The following is a 26962-nucleotide window of genomic DNA, read 5'->3' as shown; positions in this document are numbered from 1 at the left end:
GGCTGTACAGCATTTCGCGATCCCGTGGTCGCGAATATCTTGCAAGTGACGGCCAGCAGTATCACTCGTACTCGTAGAACCCGTTCCCGCTCTTTTTGCCCAGATCGCCGGCCTCGACTTTCCGGCGGAGGAGATAGGCGGGCTGGTACCGATCACCCAGTTGCTCGTGTAGCGTCTCGGTGGCGTCCAGCACCACGTCCAGCCCGATGTGGTCGGCCAGCTCCAGCGGGCCCATGGGCACGTTCGTCCCGAGTTTCATCCCGCGGTCGATGTCGTCCTTGGTGGCGACGCCCTCGTCGTACGCCCGGATGCCCTCGTTGAGCCACGGCATCAGGATCCGGTTGGTGACGAAGCCGGGTTTGTCGTCGGACTCCCAGGTCTCCTTGTCCAGGGAGGCGGCGAAGTCGTGAGCGGCTTCGACCGTCGCCTCCGCGGTGCGCTCGCCGACGACGAGCTCGACCCCCGTCATCAGTGGCACGGGGTTCATGAAGTGGAGGCCGACGACGTGTTCGGGGCGCGTCGTCGCGCTCGCGATGGTCGTGATCGAGATCGTGCTGGTGTTGGTCGCGAGCACGACCCCGGAGCGACACACCTCGTCGAGGTCGGAGAAGACCGACCGTTTTACTTCTACGTCTTCGACGACCGCCTCGACGACGAGATCCGCGTCGGCGAGGTCGTCGAGGTCGGTCGTGCCGGTGATCCGCTCGCGAGCTGCGGTGCTCTCGGACTCGGTGAGCGTGTCCTTCGCGACGAGGCGCGAGAGGCTGTCGTCGATCGCCTCGAACCCCTCAGTGACCAGATCCTCGGCGATGTCGCGCATCACGACATCGTAGCCGTGGGTCGCAGCCACCTGTGCGATGCCGCTTCCCATCGTGCCAGCCCCGACGACGGCGACCGTCTCGATCTCTCCGATATCGGACATGCGCGACGGTTCGACCGCTATCGTGGTAAATATGGTGCCGCGTGACACGCCACACGGCCCCCCGAAAAGCGGCAATTGGGGCCGCGTCTTGAGAACATTAACTCAGATCGTAGTAAATGTCAAGAACAATGTATATATGGCCTGCTCGTGAATCGGCTGGTGATGCGTCCCATCGACGCGACTCCGCTTACGCGCGACGGCAACGTACTGATCCTGGCATACGATCACGGGCTCGAACACGGCCCGGTCGACTTCGCTGGTCGCCCCGAGAGTGCCGATCCCGAGTCGGTGTTTCGGGCCGCGACTCACGACGCCGTCACGTCGCTGGCAGTGCAGAAGGGAGTCGGCGAGGCGTACTACCCGTCCTACGAGGACGACGTGACGCTGCTCGCGAAGCTCAACGGCACCTCGAACATGTGGATGGGCGAACCCGACTCGTCGGTCAACTGCTCGGTCGAGTACGCCGCGACCCAGCTGGAGGCCGACGCCGTCGGCTTTACGATCTATCCCGGCTCGAACAACGAGGTCGAGATGGTCGAGGAGTTCCGCGAGATCCAGGAGGAAGCCCGCGAGTACGACATGCCCGTCGTCCTGTGGTCCTACCCGCGCGGACAGGGGCTCAAAAACGACACCAGTGAAGACGTCATCGCGTACGCCGCCCGGCTCGGACTGGAACTGGGCGCGGACGTGACGAAGGTGAAGTACCCCGGTAGCAAGGAGGGGATGGCCCACGCCGTCGAGATGGCCGGCAAGACGAAAGTCGTGATGAGCGGCGGTTCGAAACGCTCCGACGAGGCGTTCCTCCAGAGCGTCCGCGCGGTCATGGACGCCGGCGGCGCGGGGCTGGCCGTCGGACGCAACGTCTGGCAACGAGAACAGCCCGATCAGATCCTCGACGCGCTCGAACGCGTCATCCACGACGGGCAATCCGTCGACGCAGCACTTCAATGAGTAAATCAACCGACCTCACCCCGGGCATGACAGACACGACGACCGGGCGCATCGTCGGCGAGTTCGCCGACGCCGCGACCGAAATCCGCGAGGCGATCGCGACGGAGCGCCAGTTCGCCGACGAGGAGAACCCGAGCGGCGAGAGCCAGCTCGCGGCCGACCTGGTCGCCGACGAACTGCTCGAAGAGCGCCTCCTGGCACTCGACGGCGTCGGGAGCTACGCCAGCGAGGAACGCGAGTCAGTCACCGTCGACGAGGGCCACCGCCACGTCGCCGTCGACCCGCTCGACGGCTCCTCGAACCTCGAACCAAACAGCGGCATGGGGACGATCTTCGGCATCTACGACACGCAGCCGCCGACGATCGGCCGGAACCTCGTGGCCGCCGGCTTCGTCATCTACGGCCCGACGACCTCGATGGTCGTGGCGCGCAACGATCGCGTCCGCGAGTACATCATCCACGACGGCGACGCTCGCGTCGTCGACGACGACGTGTCGGTCCCGACGGACCCGACGGTCTATGGCTTCGGGGGCGGTCGGGAGAACTGGAACGACGCGTTCGCCGACTACGCGATGGAGCTCCAGGAACGGCTCAAGCTCCGCTACGGCGGCGCGATGATCGCCGACGTGAGCCAGGTCCTCACCTACGGGGGGCTCTTCTCCTATCCCGCACTGGAGTACCGGCCGACGGGGAAACTGCGACTCCAGTTCGAAGGGCAGCCGATGGGCTACATCGTGGAGGGCGCTGGCGGCAAGTCCTCGGACGGACAGCAGTCGCTCCTGGACCGGGAGATCGACGACATCCACGACCGAACGCCGCTGCACCTCGGCAACACGTCGCTGATCGAGCGCCTCGAAGAGCGATACGAACGCCACGAGTAGTCTGCGGAAATCGACGCTGGTTTTGCGGATCTCGGAGCGGTCCAGAGGCGTCACTTGCCACGCCGACGGGGTCGGACTCGCCGGCAGTCTTGTAACAGTGCGGTGTGATGCGACAGACATGAAGGTGCGCATCGCCGCCGGTGCAACCCGCGAAGAGGCGTCAGCAATTGCCGCTGCCATCGCCGAACACGTCGGCGAGGCCGTCCGCGTCTTCGTCGGTGACGACGAAGAGCCACGCGTGGTCCATCGGGTCGACGAGTCGGGCGACGACAGCGGGGACGACGAGACGGCCGACGACGACCTCGGCCCGACCGACCGCGAGCGTCGCCTGCGCGAGGAGATCGCCGACATCGAGGCCGGCGGTCCGGAGCGATACCGCGAGCGCCTCTCCGACCAGGGGAAGCTGTTCGTTCGGGACCGACTGGAGCTGTGGTTCGGCGATCTGACCTTCGAAGACGGCAAGTTCGCGAACTTCGACAGCTGGTCGCCGGATTCTCCCACCGTCGACGAGGCAGATCCCGACCGGCGACTGCCGGCCGACGGGCTGTTGACCGGAGCGGCGGAGTTCGAGGACCGCTCGGTTCACTTCATGGCCAACGACTTCACCGTCAAGGCCGGGTCGATGGCAGAGCGCGGGGTCGAGAAGTTCCTCCGGATGCAACAGCGTGCGCTGACGACCGGACGACCGGTGTTGTACCTGATGGACTCGTCCGGGGGCCGAATCGACCAACAGCGGGGCTTTTTCGCCAACCGCGAGGGGATCGGGAAGTACTACTACAACCACTCGATGCTCTCCGGTCGCGTCCCACAGATCTGCGTGCTGTACGGCCCCTGTATCGCTGGCGCGGCCTACACGCCCGTGTTCGCCGACTTCACGGTCATGGTCGAAGGGATGAGCGCGATGGCCATCGCCAGCCCCCGAATGGTGGAGATGGTGACCGGCGAGGAGATCGATCTCGACGAACTCGGCGGCCCGGACGTCCACGCACGCTACTCCGGGAGCGCCGATCTCGTCGCCGAAGACGAAGAACACGCTCGGGACCTCGTCGCACAGCTGATCGGCTACCTGCCGGACAACGCCGACGAAGACCCGCCACGGACCGACGGCCACGAGCCCGCCAAGTCCCCAGCGGGGATCGACGGCGTCATTCCGCAGGCACCCAACCGGGGCTACGACGTGCGCCGCCTCGTCGAGCGGGTGATCGACGCCGACTCGTTGCTGGAGTTGCGCCCTCGCTACGGCCAGGAGATGCTCACGGCGTTCGCCCGGATCGACGGCCGCCCCGTCGGGATCGTCGCCAACGACCCGAGCCAGCGGGCCGGCGCGATCTTCCCCGACGCCGCCCGGAAGGCCGCCGAGTTCGTCTGGACCTGTGACGCGTACAACGTCCCGCTGCTGTACCTCTGTGACACACCGGGGTTCATGGCCGGCTCGCAGGTCGAGAAAGAGGGGATCCTCGAAGCGGGCAAGAAGCTCATCTACGCGACCTCCTCGGCGACGGTGCCCAAACAGTGTGTCATCACCCGGAAGGCCTACGGTGCTGGCATCTACGCGATGTCCGGGCCGGCCTACGACCCGGAAGCGACCCTCGCCTTGCCGTCGGGCGAGATCGCGATCATGGGACCGGAGGCCGCGATCAACGCCGTCTACGCCAACGAACTGGCCGACATCGAGGACGAGGAGGAACGCGCCAGACGGGAGGCGGAGCTTCGCGAGCAGTTCCGCGAGGACATCGACGTCCACCGGATGGCCAGCGAGGTCGTCATCGACGAGATCGTCCCGCCGAGCGATCTGCGGACGGAGCTTGCCGCCCGCTTCGCGTTCTACGAGGACGTGGAGAAGGACCTCCCCTCGAAGAAACACGGGACCGTGCTGTGACGGTGCGTCGACCGCGAGTCGGGGCTCACCGCGGGCGCGGCGCTCGCGATCGGTCTGCCAACACCGAACTATTTGAACCAGTAGCGCCACTGTCGACCTAGCTGCGAGGCGGTTCGCAGAGAGAACCCTGGGTGGGTGGACGAATGGATCAGTACATCGTACCGTCGACACGTGCGTGGCTGGAGCATCGCTATCTGGAACTGTCGACCGTCGAGCTCGAACTGTGGCTCGTCGCGCTGTCGACCCTGACCCTCGACGTGGTTCTGACGTACGTCGGACTGCAGTCGGGGTTCAGCGAGGGGAACCCGATCATGGGGTACGCGTTCGAACACGTCGGGTTCGCCGTCCTCGGTCTCGTGAAGGTGCTGGTACTCGGGACCGCGGGACTGGCACGCGAGTACCGCCCGGAGTACGGGCCGGTCATCCCGCTGGGACTCGCGCTCCCCTGGCTCGCGGCCTCTCTGGTCAACTACACGCTGCTCTTTTAGGGGCGCTGGTCGGGTCGCTTCTCGGCGAGGACCGTCCGTTCGAACGAGCAAACGAGCGTGTCGTCTTGCGTGAACACGTCGACGGACATCGTCACGACACCGCGGTCGCCGTCGCTGGTCTCGCGCTTGTCGGTCACGGTCGTTTCCGCTCGGATCGTGTCGCCGTGAAACACCGGCGCGGGGTGTTCGACCTCGTCGTAACCGAGGTTGGCGACGATGGTCCCGTCGGTCGTCTCCGGGATCGTCAGTCCGACCGCCAGCGAGAGCGTGTAGAGCCCGTTAACGACCCGTTCGCCGAAGTCGGTTTCGGCGGCGAACTCGGCGTCGAGGTGGAGGGGCTGCTGGTTCATCGTCATGTCGCAAAAGCGCTGGTTGTCGCTCTCCGAGACGGTTCGGCTGCGGGGGTGTGTGATCGTCTCGCCGACCGTGAACGCCTCGTAGTAGTTGCCGGCCATAGCGGCTCGTCGTCGGCGTCGGTGAAAGTACTCGGGGGTGGCGCGAAGGCGGTGTTCAGATAAGAGATCGAGAGTGGCGGAAGTGAAGCACCGAAAGCCCTCGGCCCGCTCGGCGGTTCTGTGGCGGATATCCTCACTACGCTCGGATAGTGCCGCCGCAGAACCGCCGACCGAGCCTCGCCCTTTCATCCGCCAGGTATCGGCTATTTGATCGTCTGAACCCTGGCGGATGAAAGGGCGAGTGCAGTTGCGGGAACCCGGACCCCGCAAGCACCTACTGGAGCGCAGCGTGGGTCCCGGGACCGCAACTGCACGAGGGCTTTCGGTGTCTACAAGTCCACTGATGCAGTCGCTTATCTGAACACTACCGGCGCGAAAGTATCAGCCAACAATTTACACACTAAGGGGTAACTATTTGGGACCCTCGGAATAAGTAGATGTCGTTACATGAGTGGCCCGGCAGCCCGTGTCGATCAGTCCATGCTGACCGGCCTCCTGTCCGCGAAGACTCCCGACGACGTGTACGACCGAGTGGTCGACGCCTGTCTCGACCGGCTCGATGCAGATCGCTGTGTGATCTCGCTAGACACCGATGGTGGCCTGGAGCCGGTGGCAGTCAGCGACGACGGGGCCACCGTCGAGGATCTCCGAGACCGGCCCGGCTGGGACTACCAGTCACTCGCCGTCCGAGACGGCGACTCCTATCTCGTCGGCGACCTCGCCGACGACGGGTCGACCACGAGAAGACCGACCGGGGACGGCAGGAGGAGTCCCAGCGACGCCACGCGATCGGTGCTCAGCGTCCCGATCGACGGCGTCGGCGTCGTCTTTGCGACCGCCGCCGATCCGATGGCGTTCACCGAGTCGGATCGAGAGTGGCTCGAAGCGGTCGCCCTGTACGTCGGGTCTTCGCTGACGCGGTTTCGCTCCCCGGAGCCGGTCTACTCGGCCGTCACGAGCAGTGGATCGACGACTCGCTGTGAGCCGACCGAAGCAGACGCCGAAGCGCCCGTCGCCCTGGAGGATCTCGACGAGCGTCTCTCGTTCGTGCTGGACGCGACCGATTCGGTGCTCTGGACGGTGAACGTCTCCGCTCGGACGCTCCGGCTGTTCGGACCGGTCGAACGGATCGTCGGTCTCGATCGAGACACCGAATATCCGCTCTCGGAGTTCGTCGACGGGTTCGTCCATCCCGACGACAGAGAGCGCCTCGTCGAGCAGATACAGGCGGTCACGATCGGGCAACGAGACAGCGTCGAACTCGAGTACCGCCTGGAGCCGGCCGACAGCGACGAGAGCAGGTGGTTCAGAAACCGCTCCGGGCTGCTGGAAGACGAGAGAACGACGCTCATCGGTCTGTCGACGGACGTGAGCGAGCACGTCTCGCGAGAGCAGCGAATCAAGCGGCTCCAACAGCGGACGACGCGGCTGATCGGCGCACAGTCCCAGTCCCAGATCGCAAACGTCGCAGTGAACGCGGCCGAGGACGCGCTCACGCTGCCACTCGCCGGCATTCACATCCGGGACGGCGACGTGCTCGAACCGACGGCGGTCAACGAGCGCGTGTGGGAGGTGATCGGCGAAGTGCCGAGCTATCGGGCACACGACGACGATCCCATCGATACGTTCGTCTGGGAGACGTACGGCCGCGGCCGGCCGGCCGTCGTCGAGGACACGGCCGAGCACGATCAGTTGAGCGAGGCGACGAACGTCCGAAGCGTGATCATCTATCCGCTGGACGACTACGGCGTCTTCGTCGCGTCCGCACGCGAGCCGGATGCCTTCGACTCCGTCGACGTCGCACTGGGGGAGGTGCTCTCGATGGGGATCGTCGCGGCACTGGAGCGGACCGAACAGGAAGACCGCCTCAGAGAACAGGCCCGAGAGCTCGAACGGAAGAACGAGCGCCTCGAAGAGTTCACCAGCATCGTGAGCCACGACCTCCGCAACCCGCTCAACGTCGCGCTCGGACGCGTCGAGTACGTCCGGAACGACCGCGACGACGATCACCTCGCGACGGCCCAGCAGGCCCTCGAACGGATGGCCGCAATTATCGAGGAGACGCTGGCGCTCGCCCGGCAGGGCCACTCGGTGAGCGACCGCGAGCCGGTCTCGGTCCCGGAGATCGCTCACCGGTGCTGGCAGACGGTACAGACGGCGTCGGCGACGCTGGAGACGGCGTTCGAGGGAGCGTTCACCGTGCTGGCCGACAGAGAACGGCTGGCCCACGTCCTTGAGAACCTGATCACGAACGCCGTCGAACACGGGGGCGAGAACGTCACCGTTCGGATCGGACCACTCACCGACGAACCCGGCTTCTACGTCGAAGACGACGGTCCGGGGATCCCCGAGACCGAACGGTCCGACGTGTTCGAGACGGGGTACACGACCGCACAGGACGGGACGGGATTCGGGCTCTCGCTGGTCCGAGACATCGTCACGGCACACGGGTGGACGATCACCGCGACGACCGGGTCCAACGGCGGCGCACGGTTCGAGATCACCGACGTCGAACGGTCGTGAAAGTGTCGTAAGGGCTATGCCACCGAGTGTGCAAGAGCACATCGATGGCCGAGCAACGTCGACGCGAACTGGCGGCGTCCGCCCGACTCGCCGTCGAGACCGAACGGTGGTTCTTCCTCGATTGCCTACTCGCCGTGATCGGCTTCGTCGGGTGGGTCGCCGGCACGGCCGCGGCGGCCGCTCTGGGTGCCAGGGAAGCGGGCCGCACGCTCGCGCTCGGGACGGCCTCGACCCAGACGCTGGCGCTCCTCGCCGGGGGCGTCGTCGCCTGGATCGTGTTGCCCGCGCTCGCGGCGACGCTCCGGCTCCGGAGTCGGGTCACAAACGTCTCCGGAAACGTCGAGAGTCACTACCGCTTCGACGCGCCGGGGACCCTGCTGTGGCCCCCAGTGGTCGTCCTGGCCGTTTCGCTGGCCGCTACGATCGTCTCGCCGATCGCCTGGCCGGCGTACGCGGTCGCCTTCGTCGCTGGCGCACAGCTGCTCGCACGCACCGCGGCGTTTAGCTACCGGGTCTTCTCGTTTTCCCGTCCCGGGCTGGTCCACGCCGCGTCGTTCCTGACGTTCTCGGCCTACGCCACGGCCGGCGTCGTCCAGCTCGGTGCCGTCGCCGGTGCCGGCGCGATGGTCCGGGACGCGATGGCCGTCCTCGGCGTGCCCACGGCACTCTTCGGTGTCGTCGATCTCGGTCCCGTCGGCGTTCCGGCGCTCCTGGCGGCCGGAGCAGTGACGCCGGCCGTGCTCGTCGGCGCATACCTCGTCTGTCAGTCGCTGGCGGCGGCGTACGTCAGGTGGTCCGAGCCGACGGTCGACCGCGGCTCGCTGCGTGCCGGCCAGCGCAACCCCTTCGGTCAGGTGGCCGCCAGCGCCGCGGGCGGACGGGCGACCGCGACCAGCCAGACGCGATCCAGCACGACCGACAGCGGCGAGGGACGGAGCGTCCCCGTCCACATCCAGACGACGCGGGTCTACGATCCCGACGACGAGGTCTCGGACCCGGCCGGTATCGACACCGCGCACGAGGGTCCCGTCGGTCAGCGGTGTCGCACCTGCAACGCGACGTTCTCGCCGGGGACGGAGATCAGATTCTGCCCGAACTGCGGGCAGCGCCTCGACGACGGATAACACGTCGTCCGGTCGAGGCGGTGTCCCGAGAGCAATAGAGAGCCACGGGACACTCCCTGTGAGACTGTTCTGCAACTGAGAAAAATATTTTCGGATCTCGAAAGACACTTCGGAGGATTGCGAAAGTATTATGAGCGTGACGGCCATCTTTTCGGTTGACCTAAGTACATACTATGGCAGTACTCGAAATCAACAATCTCCACGCGAAAGTGGCAGAGGACGGCGGTGAACGGATCCTTCGGGGCGTCGACCTCGAAGTCGAGTCGGGCGAGATCCACGCGCTGATGGGCCCCAACGGATCGGGCAAGTCGACGACGGCGAAGATCGTCGCGGGCCACCCCGAATACGAGGTGACCGACGGTGAAGTGCTCATCCACCTCGAAGACGGCGACGTCGCCGAGGACATCGAGATCGACGACGACCAGCGCACCTGGAACCTGCTGGAGCTAGAGCCCAACGAGCGCGCGGCGCTCGGTATCTTCCTCGGCTTCCAGTACCCGGCCGAGATCGAGGGCGTCACGATGGTGAACTTCCTTCGGACGGCGCTCAACGCCAAGCTCGAAGAGCAAGAAGAGCTGTTCGAGGAGGAAGACGAGGAGAGCGAGGCCGACGAGGAAGCGACCAACGAGGACGCAGCGGGCTACGACAGCTCCCCGATGGAAGGCCCCGCCGACGAGGGCGAGGTCAGCGTCGCCGAGTTCCAGCAGCTCCTCAAGGAGAAGATGGAACAGCTCGACATGGACGAGAAGTTCGCCAACCGCTACCTCAACGCCGGCTTTTCCGGCGGCGAGAAGAAGCAAAACGAGGTCCTCCAGGCAGCGATCCTCGAACCGTCGATCGCCGTGCTGGACGAGATCGACTCCGGGCTGGACATCGACCGCCTGCAGGACGTCTCCAACGGCATCAACGCGCTGCGCGACGAGCAGGGCACCGGTGTCCTCCAGATCACCCACTACCAGCGCATCCTCGACTACGTCGAGCCCGATCACGTCCACGTGATGATCGACGGCGAGATCGCCAAATCCGGCGGCGCGGAACTGGCCGAGAAGCTCGAGGACAAGGGGTACGACTGGGTCCGCGAGGAAGTCTACGAGGCCGCCTGAGACAGAACGACGGCGTTCCGTCTACGGCACAACCCACATAACCAGCAAACCCTAAGTACGACTACAAAACATGAGTTCAGATCAAGACCACATCAAGGAAACAGACACGGAGAAGCGCTTCGAGTTCAAAAAGGAGGAGAAGTCCGCCTTCGAAGCCGAGAAGGGCCTGACCGAGGAGACGATCCGCGTCATCTCGGAGGACAAAGACGAGCCCGAGTGGATGCTGGAGCGTCGGCTCCGGGCACTCGAACAGTTCAAACAGATGCCGATGCCGGACGGCTGGCCGGGCGCACCGGACCTCTCGGAGATCGACGTCGACGAGATCGTTCCCTACATCCGCCCGGACATCGAGACCCGCGGCGGCGTCGACGACTGGAACGATCTCCCCGAAGAGATCCAGGACACCTTCGACAAGCTCGGCATCCCGGAAGCCGAGAAGAACGCGCTCTCGGGCGTCGGCGCGCAGTACGAGTCCGAGATCGTCTACCAGAACATGCAGGAGCAGTGGGAGGAGAAGGGCGTCGTCTTCTGTGACATGGACAAGGCCCTCCAGGAGCACGAAGAGCTCGTCCGCGAGCACTTCATGACGAAGGCCGTTCCCCCGAGCGACAACAAGTTCGCTGCACTCCACGGCGCGATCTGGTCGGGCGGTTCGTTCGTCTACGTCCCGGAAGACACGTCGGTCGACATGCCGATTCAGGCGTACTTCCGGATGAACAGCGACGGGATGGGCCAGTTCGAGCACACGCTCATCATCGCCGAAGAGAGTTCCGAGGTCCACTACATCGAGGGCTGTTCGGCCCCGAAGTACTCGGAGTTCAACCTCCACAGCGGCGGCGTGGAAGTCTTCGTCGGCGAGAACGCTCACGTCCAGTACTCGACGGTCCAGAACTGGTCGAAAAACACCTACAATCTCAACACCAAACGCGCCATCTGCGAGGCCGACGGGACGATGGAGTGGGTGTCCGGTTCGATGGGGTCGAAGGCGACGATGCTGTACCCCTCGACGGTTCTCAAGGGACCGGGCGCGACGGACAACCACATCACGATCGCCATGGCCGGCGAGGGCCAGAACATCGACACCGGCGCGAAGGTATATCATAACGCACCCGACACGAAGTCGACCATCGAGTCGAAGTCGATCTCCAAGGACGGCGGCCGGACGAACTACCGCGGCCTCGTCCACATCGCGGACGGCGCGGAGGGAGCTTCGACGAGCGTCGAGTGCGACGCGCTGATGTTCGACAACGAGTCCACGTCGGACACGATGCCGTACATGGAGATTCAGGAGTCGAAAGTCGACGTGGCCCACGAGGCGACCGTCGGCAAGATCGGCGACGAGGACGTGTTCTACCTCCAGAGCCGCGGTCTGGACGACGACGACGCCAAGCAGATGATCGTCGCCGGCTTCATCGAACCGCTCACGGAGGAACTGCCCATCGAGTACGCGGTCGAGATGAACCGCCTCATCGAGCTGGAGATGGAGGGAAGCCTCGGGTAACTCCCGGATCGACAATGAGTACGCAGGTACACGCCAACCTCACGGAAGAACAGGTAACGCAGATATCCGAGGAACTCGACGAGCCCGAGTGGCTGCTCGAAACGCGTCTCGACGCGTACGAGGCCCTCGACTCGCTGGACATGCCGGACGTGATCCGGACGCCGGGTCGAGACTGGACGAACCTCGACGCGCTCGACTACGAGACGCTCGTCGACCCACTCGACTGGGACGAGGAGAAAGACCGCGTCGACGCGGAGGGCGTCGACGTGCTCTCGTGGAGCGACGCGCTCGACGAACACGGCGATCTGATCGAGGAGCAGTTCGGCTCCGCCGTCGACACCCAGCGGGACTACCTCACGGCCCTCTCGACGGCGCTGTTTAGCGCCGGGACGGTCGTCTACGTCCCCGAGGGCGTCGACGCCGAAGACGTGAAGATCCGGACGACGATGAACAGCCGATCGCTGTTCAACTACACGCTGGTCGTCGCCGAGGAGTCCTCGTCCGTGACGATCCTCGAACGCCAGACCACCGGCACCAACGTCGACGGCGAGCAGTACTACTCCGGCATCGTCGAAGTCGCCGCCGAGGAAAACAGCAGCGTCCAGTACGGCACGCTCCAGAACCTCGACGACGACAGCTACAACTTCCAGGTCAAGCGCGGCCACGCCGGCACCTACGCCACGGTCGACTGGATCGAGGGCAACATCGGCTCTCGACTGACCAAGTCCAACGTCGAGACGCGCCTGCTCGGCGACGCCTCGGAGTCCCAGATCGTCGGGGCCTTCTTCGGCCACGAGGACCAGCACTTCGACATCGCGTCCCGGGTCTGGCACGAGGCCGAACACACCACGGCCGACCTCGTCACCCGCGGCGTCCTCGACGACGCCGCCCGCTCGGTGTACGAGGGCGTCCAAGACGTTGGCCGCGAGGCGTGGGACACCAACTCCTACCAGCGGGAGAACACCCTGATGCTCTCAGACGAGAGCGAGGCCGACGCGTCGCCGAAGCTGATCATCAACAACCACGACACCGAAGCCAGCCACTCGGCGACCGTCGGACAGGTCGACGAGGAGGACATGTTCTACATGACCTCTCGCAGCGTCGATCCCGAGAGCGCAGAGAACATGCTGGTGGAAGGCTTCTTCGTGCCCGTCTTCGAGGAGATCGCGGTCGACGAACTTCGCGAGGATCTCGACGACCTCGTCGTCGAGCGCCTCCGCGAGTAGTTCGTTCGCCCACGAACGGCCCGGACACGGCTGGGCTGGCGACGACTTCGGTTCTGACGCTTTTTCGAGATTCCCACGGTTAGCCGTGTGCTGTGGCCGGCTTCGCCAGTCCGGGCGGCGAATCGCTGTACGAAGCCGACAGCGCACGGTGATCGTCGTCTCCGTCTCTGATACGGAAAGTTGTAGGTCTTTACCAGATCGACTGCACGCCGTCGTGCGGTCGACTGGGTAAACGCCTACAACCGTCCGTATGAGGCCTCCAACGGCGTCGTCGGAATCTGTGAGCGAGTGACCCGCTATTACGAAACAGTGTGACCGTAGTTTGAACGACGCGACGACGTTTCGCCAACGTAGACCCGAGTTTTCGTAACGATTTTGTGTGTGAAACGTGTGTGGTTGTGTGGCATCATTACACAGGGATGTGCCGGGAAACGCACTCGGCGCACCGGGGGGTGCCACGAGTGGCGATACGGATCGACGTATCGGCGACCGATCTGACACGACGGCTGGGGGCGCGAAGCTGGGAGGGTCACCAGACGCCGTGTCGGTCGGTCGTGGTAGCACGACGCGGCGCTGGTCGGCTCTGGCCCGCGTTCGAACCGACGACACGATCACACAACACATGAAAGAGACACGACGAAGCTTCCTGCGAAACGCATCAGCACTCTCCGCGCTGGCGATCGGAGCCAGTGCGAGCGCATCGGCAGCAAACTGTAGCGGCGTCGCCGAGTGGGACGCGAGCGCCACCTACACCGGCGGCGACCAGGTCACCTTCGACGGCTCGCTGTGGACCGCCGAGTGGTGGACACAGAGCACCGAACCCGCCGAGAGCGAGGCTGCCTGGACCCTGGAAGGGGCCTGTGGCGACGACGGCGACAGCGGCGACAGCGGCAGCGGCGTCGACTGTAGCGGCGTCCAGTCGTGGGCGTCGGACGTTGCCTACTCGGGTGGCGACCGGGTCACCTTCGACGGCTCGCTGTGGACCGCCGAGTGGTGGACCAAGGGCACCGAACCCGCCGAGAGCGAGAACGTCTGGACCCTGGAAGGGGCCTGCGGTAGCGACGACGGCGACGAGAACACCGCGCCGACGGCGTCGTTCTCGGCCGACGTGAGCACGCCCGAACCCGGTGATTCGATCTCCTTCGACGCGAGTAAGTCGAGCGATCCCGACGGCTCGATCGCCAGCTACGAGTGGGAACTCGGCGACGGAACGACGGCGACCGGAGAGACGGCGAGTCACAGCTACGAGTCGACCGGCGACTACACCGTGACCCTGACGGTCACTGACGACGCCGGTGCGACGGCGACGGACTCGACGACCATCTCGGTTTCGAGCGGCAACGCCGCGCCGGACGCCTCTTTCACCGTCTCCCCATCGAACCCGGCTCCCGACGAGTCGGTCAGCTTCGACGCGGCCGATTCGAGCGATTCCGACGGGACGATCGAGAGCTACGAGTGGGACCTGGGCGACGGGACGACGGGGACGGGCGAGTCCGTCAGTCACAGCTACGGCTCGGCCGGCGACTACACCGTATCGCTGACCGTCACCGACGACGCGGGCGCGAGCGACACCAACGAGACGCTCGTCTCGGTCGGCGACAGCTCCGGCGGCACCGAAGGGACGACCGAGTTCGCGCCGTACAACTACGTCTTCACCGATCCCGAGACGACGCTGGTCGATCACGCAGAGCAGGCGGGCAACGACAGCGTCACCACCGCGTTCGTCCTCTCGGACGGAAACGGCAACGCCGCGTGGGGCGGAGAGGTCGACCAACTCGTCGGCGAGGCCGGGCTCAAATCGGAGTTCCAGGCGTACCAGGACCAGGGCGGCACGATCATCATCTCCTTTGGCGGTGCGGTCGGGACGATGATCGCCCAGGACACGACCGACATCGACAAGATCAAATCGGAGTACCAGTCCGTGATCGACACGTACGGCGTCACGCACCTGGACTTCGACATCGAGTCCGTCGACGAGGCCGCCGTCGACCGACGCAATCAGGCGCTGGCCGAACTCCAGTCGGAGAACCCGGACCTGAAAGTGTCGTACACGCTGCGCTGTCGGACGACCGGCCTGACCGAGCACGGCACGTACGTCGTCGAGAACGCTCGCGACAACGGCGTCGACGTGCAGTACGTCAACGTCATGACGATGAACTACGGCTGGGTCCGTCCGAGTGCGAGCACTGTCAAAGACACCGCGAACGGCACCCACGAGGATCTGCTGTCGATCTTCTCGGACCTCTCCGCCGACGAGGCCTGGAGTATGGTCGGCATCACGCCGATGATCGGAGAGAACAACGTCGGTGGCCAGCACCGGCCCGAGGACGCCGAGGAAGTCGTCTCCTTCGTCGAGGACAAGGGGATCGGTCTCGTCTCCTTCTGGTCGCTGGATCGAGACAACGGCGACTGTCCCGACGGGACCGTCTCGGGCAAGTGCAGCGGCATCGACCAGAGCGCCTACGAGTTCGCAGGCATCTACAACCAGGTGCAGTGACGGCGACGACGGTCGACCGTGAGGCCGTCACGAGACTGCGACACCGTTTTTTTTGCCGCCGATCCGTGCCACGACGGCGACAGTGGCAATCAGGGCACATATCGGTGGCCGTAACTTCGTGTAGAGATACGCCGCCGGGGATGGCGAAACCGATTACGTATTTACGGTCAACAGTACCGCTCCGTATCTGACCGCACGACGACGGTGTGAATCGGTTCGGTCGGTACGGTGGTCGTACGAACGAGCTGTCGCAAGCGACGAAGTCGGTCGGTTCACGCCACGAAACAGCGTTTAGGCTCCGGTAGAGTGCCTGCAAGGTCTCTCCCTGAGTCATGGTACAAAAGATCACACAATCAGTCTCACGAGTGCGTTTTTTCTGGGTGAACAATCGTGTAGGACTTCGGCAACGACTCGGCACCGGCGTGGAGAGCAGATTGTACGCACGGGCCCCTGACAGACCGACGAAGGCAATGAGAAGAGTGTTGACAACAGCAGTAGTGAGTGAAAGTGTCACATACCACGTGTTAGTCCGAGAGGATATCATTTATCATTATAAAATAACGCGACGGTTCCGATGAATGTGGATATCCGTTCTATGCATGGAAATATTAATTTTCGGAGTTTTTTAGTGTATGCAGGTGCGTGGTACCCACAGCGGCTGGGTGAGAGAACGTTGGGTGCGGATTGGGGACTAGAACGCCGTCCCGACAGCGGGGCGGACAGATCCAACGGTGGCACGCCAACGGTCGACACCGCCGCGACAATAACCATGCAACGTCGCAACTATCTACAATCGCTTTCGGCGCTGGCCGGTCTGGCCGGCGTCTCCGCGGTAACAGCACAAGAAGAGTATCCGACGTACGATTCGAGCGCGACCTACAACGGTGGCGACCGAGTCGTCTACGAGGGATACGTCTGGGAAGCACAGTGGTGGACCAAAGGAACGGCACCGAGCGCAGACGAGGCCGTCTGGGAGAAAGTCGGACCCGCTGACGGAGGCGGCGGGGACGACGGCGGCTCCGACGACGGCGGCAGCAGCGACATTCCTGCCTACGATTCGAGCGCGACCTACACCGGCGGCGACCAGGTCACCTACGACGGGTTCGTCTGGGAGGCCGAGTGGTGGACCAAGGGTACCGAACCCGCCGAGAGCGCGAACGTCTGGACGAAGGTCCGCGCCGTCGACGACGGCGACAACGGCGGCGACGACGGTGGCGAGGACGGTGGGTCCTCCGACCTCAACGCCGTCATCGACGCCAGCGCGACGCGCGTCGACGTCGGTGAGGACGTCACGCTGGACGCCAGCGGCTCCGAGGGCGACATCGAGTCCTACGAGTGGATGGTCGGCGACCAGGGTCCGATCTCCGGCGTCGAGAACACGGTCACGCTCGACGAGGAAGGCACCTACGAGGTCACGCTGACCGTCACCGACGCAGACGGCAACGAGGCGACTGCGACCCGATCCGTGTTCGTCGGCACCGCGGGCGGCACGCAGCCCGGCGACAAGCGAGTCGTCGCCTACTACCGACAGTGGGCACAGTACGACCGCGAGTACACCCCGTCCGACATGCCACTGGACAAGATCACGCACGTCCAGTACGCGTTCGCGCGCCCGGAGGAAGACGGCTCCGTCAACCTCGTCGGCGACAGTCACGGCCAGCAGGCGTTCTGGAACCAGAACACCGACTGGCGTGACGCACCCGGCGGAAAGAGCATCGCCGAGCTCGCCGAAGAGAACGAAGACACCAAGTTCACGCTCTCGATCGGTGGCTGGGGCGACTCCGAGTACTTCTCGTACGCCGCAGAAACCGAGGAGAACCGCCAGCGCTTCGCCGATCAGTGTGCCGAGTGGGTCGACCGAGGCAACCTCGACGGCATCGACATCGACTGGGAGTTCCCCCACGGCGGGGGCTGTCAGGGCGACGGCGGCGAGGCGTGTAACAAGGAGAACGTCGAACGTCCCGAAATCGACATTCCGAACTTCACGAAGCTGTGTCAGGCGGTCCGCGATCGCCTCGACGAGAAGGCCGCAGAGGAAGGTCGCGAAGAGCCCTACGAGGTCACCGCCGCGGTCAACGCGGACCCCGAGGCGATGGCCGACTACGAGCACGACGCGCTCTCGGACATCCTCGACTTCATCCTCGTGATGACCTTCGACTACGCGGGTATCTGGAGCGAGTACACCCGCCATCACGCCCCGCTCAAGGAGAACCCGGACAACCCGTTCGAGAAGTCCGACAGCTGGAACGCCTCCTACGCTCTCAGCTGGTTCGAACAGCAGGGCTGGTCGCCGGACCAGCTCAACATGGCCGTCCCGTTCTACGGGCGTAGCTGGAGCAACGTCAACGACCCCGACGGCGAGGGCAACGGCGAGGACGACGGCCTCTTCCAGAAGTTCGACGGAGAGGACGGCAACGCCAGCGGCGAGGGGACCTTCGGTACCATCGGTGGTATCTACGAGTACTACGACCTCGCCGGTGGCTCCCGTGGCGGCTCCAGTATCATCGACGGCGACGACTACGAGACCTACATCGACGAGGACGCCATGACGGCCTACAGCTACAACCCCGACAAGGGCGGTGGCTACGACAAGGCCAGCGGCGAGATGATCTCCCACGACACCGTCGAGACCATGGAGATGAAAGCCCAGTGGCTCCGCGACTCGCCGTACGGCGGGACGATGCTGTGGGCCATCGGTGGCGACACGAAGGACGGCGAACTGATCAGCACGCTCTGGAACACGCTCAACGAATAGCGTCCGTTCCAGCAGCGCCTCATACGGGAAGTTGTAGGCGTTTACCCAGTCGACCGAACGACGGCGTGCGGTCGATCTGGTAAAGACCTACAACTTTCCGTATCACGGCCTGTGCGGTGGCGTGCAATTACGGGGGTAACTGACGTTCACCCCCGGGCCGCTTTGCGAACCGACGGCAAAGGGGGCGACAGCGTGACTCGATAGCCCCGCCGCCGTCACACGGACCGATCAAACACAGACGACGCAGCGAAACCACGACACTATCTATGAGAGAAACACGACGCGACATGCTACAGAAGGCAACGGCCCTGTCGGCACTGGCAGTCGGAGCCAGCGCGACAGCAACAGCAGCGGACTGCAGTGGCGTCTCCGAGTGGGACGCGAGCGCCACCTACACCGGCGGCGACCAGGCTATCTACGACGGTGCGCTCTGGACTGCCGAGTGGTGGACCAGCGGTACCCAGCCGGCCGAGGATGCCGGCGTTTGGACCAAGGAGGGTGCCTGTGGTAACACTCCACCGGGCGACGGCGACGACAGCACGGATTGCAGCGAGGCCTCCGCGTGGGAATCGAGCATGGCCTACACCGGCGGCGATCAGGTCACCTACGACGAATCGCTGTGGACCGCCGAGTGGTGGACCAAGGGCACCGAACCCGCCGAGAGCGAGAACGTCTGGACCCTGGAGGGTCCCTGCGGTGACGGCGGCGGCGGTGGCGGCGGTGGCGGTGGCGACGAGAACCAGTCGCCCGACGCCTCCTTTACCGTCTCGCCGTCCTCGCCCGAGCCCGGCGAGGAAGTGACCCTCGACGCCAGCGGGTCCTCCGATCCCGACGGGGACTCCCTGAGCTACGAGTGGGACATCGAGACCGTCGGCACCGTCGAGGGTGCAGAGAACTCGCTGACCTTCGACGAGGCCGGTGACTACGAGGTCACGCTGACGGTCACGGACGCCGAGGGCGCGTCCAGTTCCGTCACCGAGACGCTCTCGGTCATGCCGGCACCGGACAGCCCCGACGACGAGTTCAAGGTCATCGGTTACTACCCCGGCTGGAAGGCCACGCCGGAGTACGACTACTACCCCGAGGACATCCCCTTCGACAAGGTCACGCACGTCCAGTACGCGTTCCTCGGCGTTGACGCCGAGAAGGCGGTACCGACGATCATGAGCGACCAGGACCGCGAGAACCTCGAACGGTTCAAGGAGCTCAAGGACGGAGCGGCCTCCGACACCAAGATCACGCTCTCGATCGGTGGCTGGGCGGACTCGACCGGCTTCTCCGAGATCGCCGCGACCGAGAGCAATCGACAGTCCTTCGCCGACCGCTGTGTCGAGATCCTCCGGAAGTACAACCTCGACGGCATCGACATCGACTGGGAACACCCCGGTAGCTCCCAGGGCAAGTGCCAGTGTGGGAGCAACAAGGACTACGAGACCCACGTCGACCTCCTGCAGGCACTGCGCGACACGCTCGATGCAGCCGCCCAGGAAGACGGTAAGTACTACGAGCTGTCCGTCGCGAACGGTGGCTCGGACTGGAACGCCGGTGGCCTCCGTCACGGCGACGTCGGCGAGATCTGTGACTTCGCCTCCATCATGGCCTACGACTTCACGGGCTCGTGGATGGACGTAGTCGGTCAGAACGCACCGCTGTACGGCGACTCCCACCCCACGGAGAACGGACAGTACGGCGAGACCTACACCGCCCAGTACTTCGTCGAGTACTCTGTCGACAAGCTCTACGCTGGCGACCACGGCGAGACGGGCTACTGGCCCGGCCAGTGGGAGTACCCGCCGGCCGAGCCCGCCGAGTACGACGAACTGATCCTCGGCCTGCCGTTCTACGGCCGCGGCTTCAACGGCACCGAGATGTACGGGAGCTACAGCGGCCTCCCGAAGGGCACGTGGCACGACCAGCTCGAAGACGGAGCCGATCCGACCGGCGCGTTCGACTTCGGCGACCTCGAAGAGAACATCGAGGGCGCGGACGGTTGGACGAAGAAGCGCCACGACCCCGGTGCGGTCCCCTACATCGTCAACGAAGACGAAGAGACGATCATCAGCTACGACGACGAACAGGCCATCGAAGAGAAGGTCAAGTTCGCCAAAGAGCGTGGCATGCAGGGCGTCATGTTCTGGGAGCTCTCCCAGGACTGGAACGAGACGCTGCTCGACACGATCAACCGGACCGCGTAGCGACGATCACATCGCTTTTTTTCGGCGCGTCGAATCGATCGCGGACGAACGAATCACGTTATCACACCAATGAAACAGACACGACGGAACATTCTACGCAAAGCATCGGCACTGACAGCACTCGGTATCGGAGCCAGCGGCATCGCGGCCGGCGCAGACTGCAGTAGCGTCCCGGAGTGGGACGCAGACACCACCTACACCGGCGGTGACCAGGTCACCTACGACGGTGCGCTCTGGACCGCCGAGTGGTGGACCCAGGACGAGCCGTCCGAGAGCGCCAACGTCTGGACGCGAGAGGGCGCTTGTGGCGGGAACGGCGGCGACGGCGGCGACGATGGCGACGACGGCGACGACAGTGACAGCGCGAACTGCGACGACTACCCGCAGTACGATTCGGGGGCGACCTACACCGGCGGCGACCGAGTGATCTACGACGGTCGGCTCTGGGAAGCCGAGTGGTGGACCAGCGGGACCGAACCCGCCGAGAGCCAGAACGTCTGGACGCTGGTCGGCGCGTGTGGGAACTTCGCACCCACTGCGGTCGCCTCGGCCTCGCCCTCCTCGCCGGAGGTCGGCGAGACGGTCACCTTCGACGGCTCCGGCTCTGCCGATCAGGACGGTTCGGTCACGAGCTACGAGTGGGGCTTCGGCGACGGTACCACCGAGACGGGCGAGACCGTCACCAGAAGCTACGACGCGAAGGGCGAGTACACGGCGACGCTGACCGTCACCGACGACGCTGGCGCGACCGCCAGCGACTCCGTGAGCGTCGCGGTCGGCGACACCGGTGGCGGGTCCGAGAAGGAAGACGACGTGTTCGCGCCCTACCAGGGCACGTGGGGAAGTCTCGTCGACGGGACGCTGAACGTCGACACCGATCGGGTCGTCGTTTCGTTCGTCGGCGACGCGACCGACGACGGCGAGGTCAATCCCGGCTGGCTCACCTCCGGCGGCCAGCGTCCGCTCACCGACTACACCGACGAGATTCAGACGCTCCAGGACAACGGTATCGAGGTCTGGGTCGCCATCGGTGGCTGGGACGGTCGCACCGTCGCGCGGGACGCGACCGACGCGACGGAACTCAAGAACGCCTACGCCGACATCCTCGACACGCTCGGGGTCACCCACCTCGACATCGACGACGAGAACGCCAACGAGGCGGGCCGTGACGGCAGCGTCTACGAGATCCGCAACGAAGCGCTCGCGATGCTACAAGACGAGCGCCCCGAGGTGAAGATCTCCTACACCGTCCCGGCCGGACAGGGCGGCATCGAGAACCGCGACTACTCGCCCGCCAAGGACATGGTCAGCGACGCCGTCGAGAAGGGCATCGACCTGTCCTACGTCAACATCATGACCATGGGCTTCTCGGGCGATTACACCTCGATCATCCCCTCGGCCGGACAGGGCACTGTCGACTGGCTGGCCAACGTCTACCCGGACAAGTCCGAGCAGGAACGCTGGGAGATGCTGGGTGTGACGCCGAACGTCGGCGAGGACAACTTCACGACCGACGACGCCAGCGCCATCGTCGACTGGGCGGAAAACGAGGACCTCGGACTGCTGAGCTTCTGGGCGCTGTACAAGTCCAGTGCCGCCGAGCAGGCCGACATATTCGCGACGTTCGAGTCCGACGAGGACTGATGCGGACGTAGACCATGCGAGGAGAATCGCGACCCAGCGGGGATCGCGAGATGGTGTCCAGACGAACAGGCAGTGCGAAGGGGTCGGCCCGGCGCAGCCGTTTTTAGCTGCTCGGGGCAACGGAGCGTGGCCCGCGAGGGAACCGCTTAAGTCGTCGCCTCCCCGAGCAACGACCATGACTGTACAGACGCGTGACCGACGGGGGCAGGTACCGTGAGCCTCCAGCGGCCAGTCGGCTCCGACCACCAGCTCGCACGGCTGCTCCAGATCGGCGTCGTCCTCGAAGAGGTCGTCGAGGCCCGCGCCGACAAGCACGCCAGCGTCTCGGCGGATCTCGATCCCGCAGTCGAGACACTACTTGACCACGCTGCCAGCGAGTCCGAAGAACATCGTCGGGCGCTCGAAGAGCTGATCGGCGAACTGGAGGCAGAGACGGTGCCGTTCGACGAGATCCAGACGCTCGTCGAGGCCCAGTACGAGAGCGACGACGAGTTCGACGGCGTCCTCTACGATCAGCTGTGCAACGAGGAGACGGCGTACAAGTTCTACGACGACCTCATCGGAGCGATCGAGGCCTCCGAGACCGAGTTCAGTATCGACCGAAATCGGCTCCTCTCGACGCTCGAACGCATCCGCGACGAGGAAGCAGACGGCGTCGAGGAAGTGACCGAACTCATGGAGGGACGCGAATGAGTGCCGCCGCGACACCAACGGAGGGATCCACGTGAACACCGCTAACCAGTATCTGAAAGCCATCTACCTCGTCCAGGAACAGGAGGACGGCCCAGCATCGACCGGTGACGTGGCCGACATGCTCGAAGTCAGCCCGGCCAGTGCCAACGAGATGATCGGCAAGCTCGAAGACCAGGACCTCCTCGAACACGAGAAGTACAAGGGGGTCGACCTCACGGACGAGGGGATTCACCGCGCACGCGAGGCGCTCCAGAACTACTGCATCATCGAGCGGTTTCTCCTCGAAGTGCTGGAAGTCGAGGAGTTCCGCGGCGAGGCAAAGCAACTGGAGGGCGTCATCGACGAGACCGTCGCCGAGCGACTGGACACGATCATCGACCGGGAACCGCAGTGTCCGGACTGTTTCGACGCCGAAGACGACGTGTGCGGGCTGATCGAGCTGGAAGCCGAGGCGTCCGACTAGCGCCGTCGATCTGGATCGGAGACGCGCCGCGGCCCGGCTGCCCGGTCGCCAGTCTTGCGGTGGAGCGGACGGCGACTGCAAAGACAATTCTATTAAACACCGCCGAGCAATACTTGGATGAAGTCCCGTGGTGTAGTGGCCAATCATATGGGCCTTTGGAGCCCATGACGGCGGTTCGAATCCGCCCGGGACTATTTTGTCCGAGCGAAGTGAGGACGAATAGCGCACGGTGGATTCGAAGCAGAAGGCGAGAGAATTCGAGCCTTCGCGGTTCGAATCCGCCCGAGGCTACGTTCCGGAGTTGCGTCCCGGACCGCAAGGTAGATTCCCGCGCCCTGGTGAGTGAGACCATGACCGAGACGATCACGGGCGAGGTGATTCACGTCGTCAGCCCGGCGGAACTCGACGAGGCCGAACTGGTCGCAGAGCTGGCGGCGCTGGCGGAGTCCCGATACGTCCTCGTCTGTCGCGAGGGCGGCAAGCCGGGCTGGCTCGAACGGCTCTGGTCGTTTCTCAGGCGCGACCCGATCGAACCGGTGACGATCGTCGCCGACGACGCCGTCGAAGAGGGCGCGGAACTGACGGCGACGGTCCGGAAGACCGACGTACCGGGGGTCTACGAGGCCGTCGACGTGCGGTGAGGGCGTCGGTCTAATAACACTCGCTCTCGACGCGTTCGTCGTAGAGCCGCTGGAGCAGTTTCGTCATCGGACCGGTGCCCACGTCGATGCCGTCGACGGTGGCGACGGGTCGGATCTCCCACGTCGAATTGGTCAGGAACGCCTCGTCTGCCTCGCGAACGTCGTCGACGGTGTACGTCCCGGTCTCGACGGGGAAGTCCTCGGACTCGGCGAGGTCCATCACGACCGAGCGGGTGACGCCCGGTAGCAGGTCCAGGTCGCTGGCGGGCGTTCGCAGACCGGCCTCGGTGACGAAAAAGAGGTTGCTGGTGGCACCCTCGACCACGTTGCCGTCGGTGTCGCGCAACAGCGCCTCGTCGGCCCGGAAGCGGTCGGTCGCGGCGCGGCGCAGTTCCAGCCGAGCGAGGATTCCGTTGAGGTAGTTGTGGGTCTTGGCGTCGGCCGGAAGCGCCGCGTCGGGCACCCGACGGGTTTTGACGGTCTGTACGTCCGCCGGGCCGTCCCAGACTGAGCGGCCCTCGGTCCCGCCGCGTGGAAGCTCGCGGACGACGACGACGACGGACGGATCGACGGTCTCGTCGGGCGTCAGCGTCCCGGGCTGGACGCCGCGGGTGACAGAGAGCTTGACGTAGGCGTCGTCGAGGTCGTTGGCGGCGAGCGTCTCGTCGACCCTGTCCCGGAGGTCGTCGGGCACTGCGTGGCCGAAGCCGAGCGTCTCGGCGGTCCGCTGGAGACGGTCGCGGTGGGCCGTCCACTCGAAGGGGATCCCCCCGTAGGCCCTGATCGTCTCGAAGGCCGCGTCACCGTACTGGAAGCCTCGGTCTCTGACGGAGACGGTCGCTTCACTCGCCGGGACGAGATCGCCGTTTACGTGGTATTGCATTGGAGACAGAAGTTCTCGATCATCGTCTTACCGCCGTCGGTGAGGATGCTCTCGGGGTGGAACTGGACGCCGACGTGGGGCCGCTCGCGGTGGCGCACGCCCATGACGATGCGGCGGTCGCCCGCAGCGTCGTCTCTGACGTCCCCGTCGGTCCCAGACACCGTGGCCGCGGTCTCTTCGAGCGCGTCGGGCAGTGCGGTTCGCTCGACGGCCAGGGAGTGGTAGCGACCGACCTCGAAGGGGTCGGGCAGGTCCGCGAACACGCCCGTCCCGTCGTGGGTGACCGTCGAGGACTTGCCGTGGACGACCGACTCCGCGTGCCCCACCTCGGCACCGTTGGCGCTACACAGCGCCTGGTGGCCCAGACAGACCCCGAGCGTCGGGTACCGGAGTCGCGAGAAGATCGGCATCGAGACGCCGGCCGCCTCGGGCGTTCCGGGGCCGGGCGAGACCACGATCCCGTCCGGATCGAGGTGCTCGATGTCCGAGACGGAGACCGCGTCGTTGCGTCGGACGAGCACGTCCTCGGGACCGCCGCCGAGGCGTTCGACGACCTCGCCGACGTACTGGACGAGGTTGTAGACGAAGGAGTCGTAGTTGTCGATCACCAGGATCGTCGGCGCGACGCTCATCGCTCGGCCTCCACGGTCATTTCGGCGTCGGCGTCGAGTGCCTCGTCGACGGCGTTGATCAGTGCCCGCCCCTTGGCGAGGGTCTCGTCGTACTCCCTTCGTGGGACGGAGTCGTGGACGATCCCCGCGCCCACCCGGAGGTAGTACCGGGACTCGTAGCGGACCAGCGTCCGGATGAGGATGTTCAGCGTCGCCCGATCGTCGAACCCGAAGATGCCGACCGAGCCGGTGTAGGGGCCGCGTCGGGTCGCTTCCAGTTCGTCGATGAGCGCCATCGTCCGGGGCTTGGGGGCACCAGTGATCGTCCCGCCGGGGAAGACCGCGGCGACGGCGTCGGCGAGGTCCATCCCGTCGCGCAGGCGGCCCTCGACCTTCGAGACGAGGTGCATCACTTCGGAGTAGCGGTCGACCCGCCGGTAGTCGGTCACCTCGACGCTGCCGAACCGGCTGACCTTCCCGAGGTCGTTTCGTTCGAGATCGACCAACATCGCGTGTTCGGCCCGCTCTTTCTCGTCGTCGAGTAGCTCCGCTTCGAGGGCGGCGTCGTCTTCTGGCGTGTCACCTCGCGGGCGTGTGCCGGCGATCGGCTCCGTCTCGATCGCGTCCCCGTCACGGCGGAGCAACAGCTCGGGGCTGGCGCTCACGAGATCGATCCCGGGGAACTCCACCAGCGCCGAGTAGGGGGCCGGATTGACCGTCCGGAGGGCGTCGAACGCCGCGACGGGGTGGACGGCCGCCGGAGCGACGAGGCGCTGTGAGACGTTTGCCTGAAACGTGTCGCCGTCGCGGACGGCGTCCTGGACGGCCCGCACGCGGTCGGCGTACTCCTCGGGCGTGCAGTCGCTCTCGAACCGTGCGTCGTCGGCCGCCGAGGTCGGGTCACCGACCGACGGATCGCCGTCGACGGCCGCCCTGGCGAGTTCCAGCGCGTGTTGGCGGCCGAACTCGTAGGCCAGCGCCGGCCGTTCGAACTCGTCGAGGCGCGGACAGGCGGTCACTCGGAGCGTGACCTCGTCGCTGCGGGGCTCCTCCCAGGCGGCGATCCGGTCGTAGGTCGCGAGCTGGAGGCGCGGGAGCGCACGATCACGGAGCGCGTCGTCGGGCAGCGACTCCAGTTCGCGGGCCACGTCGTAGGAGAGCCAGCCGATCACCCCACACGGATACGGAACGTCGCAGTCGCCGCGGGCGAGGTCGTCGGTGTCGACTGCGTCGGCCAGAGCTGCCAGCGAGTCGGCCTCGCCGGGTCTGACCTCGCGGAAATCCGCGGGCATCGTCGCGAAGTAGCCCCAGCCGGACTGGCCGCCGGTCGTCCCGAGATAGACGCCGCCGGCCGCGTCGCCGTCGCGTGCGCGTCGATAGGCGACGAACGGGTCCGAGACCGTGACGCGAACCTCGACGGGAACGCGGGCCGTGGGAGCGGCGTCGGCAGCGACCGACAGGAACGAGTCCCTGTCAGTGACGACAGTTGGCATTACCGAACAGGAGGTGAGCGGCGGATAATTCCCT

21 protein-coding genes and 1 tRNA gene are annotated in these 26962 nt (G+C 65.3%); 17 read left to right on the top strand and 5 right to left on the bottom strand.

All coding sequences use genetic code 11. The features are described from left to right. Nucleotides 1–61 precede the first annotated feature (61 nt). Nucleotides 62–922: a 3-hydroxyacyl-CoA dehydrogenase family protein gene (locus tag HALKA_RS0111285; RefSeq protein ID WP_018258095.1), complete on the bottom strand. Its 861-nt coding sequence runs from the start codon at nt 920–922 to the stop codon at nt 62–64. Nucleotides 923–1084: 162 nt separating this feature from the next. Here HALKA_RS0111285 and HALKA_RS0111280 point away from each other — a divergent pair, with 162 nt between their 5' ends. From HALKA_RS0111280 to HALKA_RS0111265, 4 genes are all read left to right on the top strand, one after another. After that, nucleotides 1085–1873 carry a class I fructose-bisphosphate aldolase gene (locus HALKA_RS0111280; protein WP_018258094.1) on the top strand — a complete coding sequence of 263 codons (789 nt, stop codon included), beginning with the start codon at nt 1085–1087 and terminating at the stop codon, nt 1871–1873. Next, nucleotides 1870–2754, top strand: a complete 885-nt coding sequence (locus HALKA_RS0111275; RefSeq protein ID WP_026190278.1) for a class 1 fructose-bisphosphatase — start codon at nt 1870–1872, stop codon at nt 2752–2754. The genes HALKA_RS0111280 and HALKA_RS0111275 overlap by 4 nt, the downstream gene beginning before the upstream one ends. A gap of 118 nt (nt 2755–2872) precedes the next feature. Further along, nucleotides 2873–4633, top strand: coding sequence for an acyl-CoA carboxylase subunit beta (locus HALKA_RS0111270; protein WP_018258092.1), 1761 nt, complete (start codon nt 2873–2875; stop codon nt 4631–4633). 143 nt (nt 4634–4776) lie between these two features. Further along, the gene (locus tag HALKA_RS0111265; protein ID WP_015763861.1) at nt 4777–5121 is read left to right on the top strand and encodes a DUF5658 family protein; all 345 of its coding nucleotides are present in this window, start codon (nt 4777–4779) and stop codon (nt 5119–5121) included. On the opposite strand, the gene HALKA_RS0111260 is transcribed toward HALKA_RS0111265, so the two are convergent. Then, nucleotides 5118–5576: a MaoC family dehydratase gene (locus HALKA_RS0111260; protein WP_018258091.1), complete on the bottom strand. Its 459-nt coding sequence runs from the start codon at nt 5574–5576 to the stop codon at nt 5118–5120. The genes HALKA_RS0111265 and HALKA_RS0111260 overlap by 4 nt on opposite strands. Before the next feature lie 447 nt (nt 5577–6023). Between HALKA_RS0111260 and HALKA_RS0111255 the strand changes: the two genes are divergently transcribed. The 13 genes from HALKA_RS0111255 (at nt 6024) to HALKA_RS0111195 (ending at nt 23941) form a co-directional block, all read left to right on the top strand. Next, entirely contained in the window at nt 6024–8099 is a 2076-nt protein-coding gene (locus tag HALKA_RS0111255; RefSeq protein WP_018258090.1) for a GAF domain-containing sensor histidine kinase, read from the top strand. 44 nt (nt 8100–8143) lie between these two features. After that, nucleotides 8144–9223, top strand: a complete 1080-nt coding sequence (locus HALKA_RS0111250; RefSeq protein ID WP_018258089.1) for a hypothetical protein — start codon at nt 8144–8146, stop codon at nt 9221–9223. A 173-nt stretch (nt 9224–9396) separates the two neighbouring features. Beyond that, nucleotides 9397–10326 (top strand): ABC transporter ATP-binding protein, encoded by a 930-nt coding sequence (locus HALKA_RS0111245; protein WP_018258088.1) that lies wholly within the window; start codon nt 9397–9399, stop codon nt 10324–10326. A 70-nt stretch (nt 10327–10396) separates the two neighbouring features. After that, nucleotides 10397–11827, top strand: coding sequence for a Fe-S cluster assembly protein SufB (gene sufB, locus HALKA_RS0111240; RefSeq protein WP_018258087.1), 1431 nt, complete (start codon nt 10397–10399; stop codon nt 11825–11827). A 14-nt stretch (nt 11828–11841) separates the two neighbouring features. Further along, on the top strand, nt 11842–13053 hold the full coding sequence (gene sufD, locus HALKA_RS0111235) for a Fe-S cluster assembly protein SufD (protein ID WP_018258086.1): 1212 nt from the start codon (nt 11842–11844) through the stop codon (nt 13051–13053). A gap of 622 nt (nt 13054–13675) precedes the next feature. Beyond that, complete coding sequence (locus HALKA_RS0111230) at nt 13676–15550, top strand: PKD domain-containing protein (protein ID WP_018258085.1); 1875 nt, start codon at nt 13676–13678, stop codon at nt 15548–15550. Nucleotides 15551–16319: 769 nt separating this feature from the next. After that, nucleotides 16320–18305, top strand: a complete 1986-nt coding sequence (locus HALKA_RS0111225; RefSeq protein WP_026190277.1) for a glycosyl hydrolase family 18 protein — start codon at nt 16320–16322, stop codon at nt 18303–18305. 266 nt (nt 18306–18571) lie between these two features. Continuing rightward, nucleotides 18572–20500 (top strand): glycosyl hydrolase family 18 protein, encoded by a 1929-nt coding sequence (locus tag HALKA_RS0111220; RefSeq protein ID WP_026190276.1) that lies wholly within the window; start codon nt 18572–18574, stop codon nt 20498–20500. 69 nt (nt 20501–20569) lie between these two features. Then, entirely contained in the window at nt 20570–22144 is a 1575-nt protein-coding gene (locus HALKA_RS0111215; protein ID WP_018258083.1) for a PKD domain-containing protein, read from the top strand. A 213-nt stretch (nt 22145–22357) separates the two neighbouring features. Beyond that, a complete protein-coding gene (locus tag HALKA_RS0111210; RefSeq protein WP_018258082.1) occupies nt 22358–22837 on the top strand; it encodes a hypothetical protein in 480 nt (159 codons plus the stop codon). Between the two features lie 31 nt (nt 22838–22868). Continuing rightward, nucleotides 22869–23300, top strand: a complete 432-nt coding sequence (locus HALKA_RS0111205) for a metal-dependent transcriptional regulator (protein ID WP_018258081.1) — start codon at nt 22869–22871, stop codon at nt 23298–23300. 121 nt (nt 23301–23421) lie between these two features. Then, a tRNA-Gln gene (locus HALKA_RS0111200) sits at nt 23422–23494 on the top strand. A gap of 156 nt (nt 23495–23650) precedes the next feature. Then, nucleotides 23651–23941: a DUF7526 family protein gene (locus tag HALKA_RS0111195; RefSeq protein ID WP_018258080.1), complete on the top strand. Its 291-nt coding sequence runs from the start codon at nt 23651–23653 to the stop codon at nt 23939–23941. Between the two features lie 10 nt (nt 23942–23951). Here the strand turns inward: HALKA_RS0111195 and HALKA_RS0111190 are convergent, their stop codons facing one another. Genes HALKA_RS0111190 through pabB form a run of 3 tightly spaced genes read right to left on the bottom strand, consistent with a single transcriptional unit; the run spans nt 23952 to nt 26928 of the window. Further along, a complete protein-coding gene (locus tag HALKA_RS0111190) occupies nt 23952–24824 on the bottom strand; it encodes an aminotransferase class IV (protein WP_018258079.1) in 873 nt (290 codons plus the stop codon). Next, nucleotides 24809–25456: an anthranilate synthase component II gene (locus HALKA_RS0111185; protein ID WP_018258078.1), complete on the bottom strand. Its 648-nt coding sequence runs from the start codon at nt 25454–25456 to the stop codon at nt 24809–24811. Before HALKA_RS0111185 ends, HALKA_RS0111190 begins: the two co-directional genes overlap by 16 nt. Continuing rightward, complete coding sequence (gene pabB, locus HALKA_RS0111180) at nt 25453–26928, bottom strand: aminodeoxychorismate synthase, component I (RefSeq protein ID WP_018258077.1); 1476 nt, start codon at nt 26926–26928, stop codon at nt 25453–25455. The genes HALKA_RS0111185 and pabB overlap by 4 nt, the downstream gene beginning before the upstream one ends. Between the last annotated feature and the right edge of the window lie 34 nt (nt 26929–26962).

The organism is Halomicrobium katesii DSM 19301, assembly GCF_000379085.1.
Classification (GTDB): Archaea; Halobacteriota; Halobacteria; order Halobacteriales; family Haloarculaceae; genus Halomicrobium; species Halomicrobium katesii.
Note: the sequence above shows the minus strand (reverse complement) of the source record. Positions and strands in the feature narration are given on the sequence as shown.

Bases quoted from the DNA above. Each gene is read 5' to 3' on its own strand.
- HALKA_RS0111285 (WP_018258095.1), bottom strand. From the start codon at position 922: ATGTCCGATATCGGAGAGATCGAGACGGTCGCCGTCGTCGGGGCTGGC.
- HALKA_RS0111280 (WP_018258094.1), top strand. From the start codon at position 1,085: ATGCGTCCCATCGACGCGACTCCGCTTACGCGCGACGGCAACGTACTG.
- HALKA_RS0111275 (WP_026190278.1), top strand. From the start codon at position 1,870: ATGAGTAAATCAACCGACCTCACCCCGGGCATGACAGACACGACGACC.
- HALKA_RS0111270 (WP_018258092.1), top strand. From the start codon at position 2,873: ATGAAGGTGCGCATCGCCGCCGGTGCAACCCGCGAAGAGGCGTCAGCA.
- HALKA_RS0111265 (WP_015763861.1), top strand. From the start codon at position 4,777: ATGGATCAGTACATCGTACCGTCGACACGTGCGTGGCTGGAGCATCGC.
- HALKA_RS0111260 (WP_018258091.1), bottom strand. From the start codon at position 5,576: ATGGCCGGCAACTACTACGAGGCGTTCACGGTCGGCGAGACGATCACA.
- HALKA_RS0111255 (WP_018258090.1), top strand. From the start codon at position 6,024: ATGAGTGGCCCGGCAGCCCGTGTCGATCAGTCCATGCTGACCGGCCTC.
- HALKA_RS0111250 (WP_018258089.1), top strand. From the start codon at position 8,144: ATGGCCGAGCAACGTCGACGCGAACTGGCGGCGTCCGCCCGACTCGCC.
- HALKA_RS0111245 (WP_018258088.1), top strand. From the start codon at position 9,397: ATGGCAGTACTCGAAATCAACAATCTCCACGCGAAAGTGGCAGAGGAC.
- sufB (WP_018258087.1), top strand. From the start codon at position 10,397: ATGAGTTCAGATCAAGACCACATCAAGGAAACAGACACGGAGAAGCGC.
- sufD (WP_018258086.1), top strand. From the start codon at position 11,842: ATGAGTACGCAGGTACACGCCAACCTCACGGAAGAACAGGTAACGCAG.
- HALKA_RS0111230 (WP_018258085.1), top strand. From the start codon at position 13,676: ATGAAAGAGACACGACGAAGCTTCCTGCGAAACGCATCAGCACTCTCC.
- HALKA_RS0111225 (WP_026190277.1), top strand. From the start codon at position 16,320: ATGCAACGTCGCAACTATCTACAATCGCTTTCGGCGCTGGCCGGTCTG.
- HALKA_RS0111220 (WP_026190276.1), top strand. From the start codon at position 18,572: ATGAGAGAAACACGACGCGACATGCTACAGAAGGCAACGGCCCTGTCG.
- HALKA_RS0111215 (WP_018258083.1), top strand. From the start codon at position 20,570: ATGAAACAGACACGACGGAACATTCTACGCAAAGCATCGGCACTGACA.
- HALKA_RS0111195 (WP_018258080.1), top strand. From the start codon at position 23,651: ATGACCGAGACGATCACGGGCGAGGTGATTCACGTCGTCAGCCCGGCG.
- HALKA_RS0111190 (WP_018258079.1), bottom strand. From the start codon at position 24,824: ATGCAATACCACGTAAACGGCGATCTCGTCCCGGCGAGTGAAGCGACC.
- HALKA_RS0111185 (WP_018258078.1), bottom strand. From the start codon at position 25,456: ATGAGCGTCGCGCCGACGATCCTGGTGATCGACAACTACGACTCCTTC.
- pabB (WP_018258077.1), bottom strand. From the start codon at position 26,928: ATGCCAACTGTCGTCACTGACAGGGACTCGTTCCTGTCGGTCGCTGCC.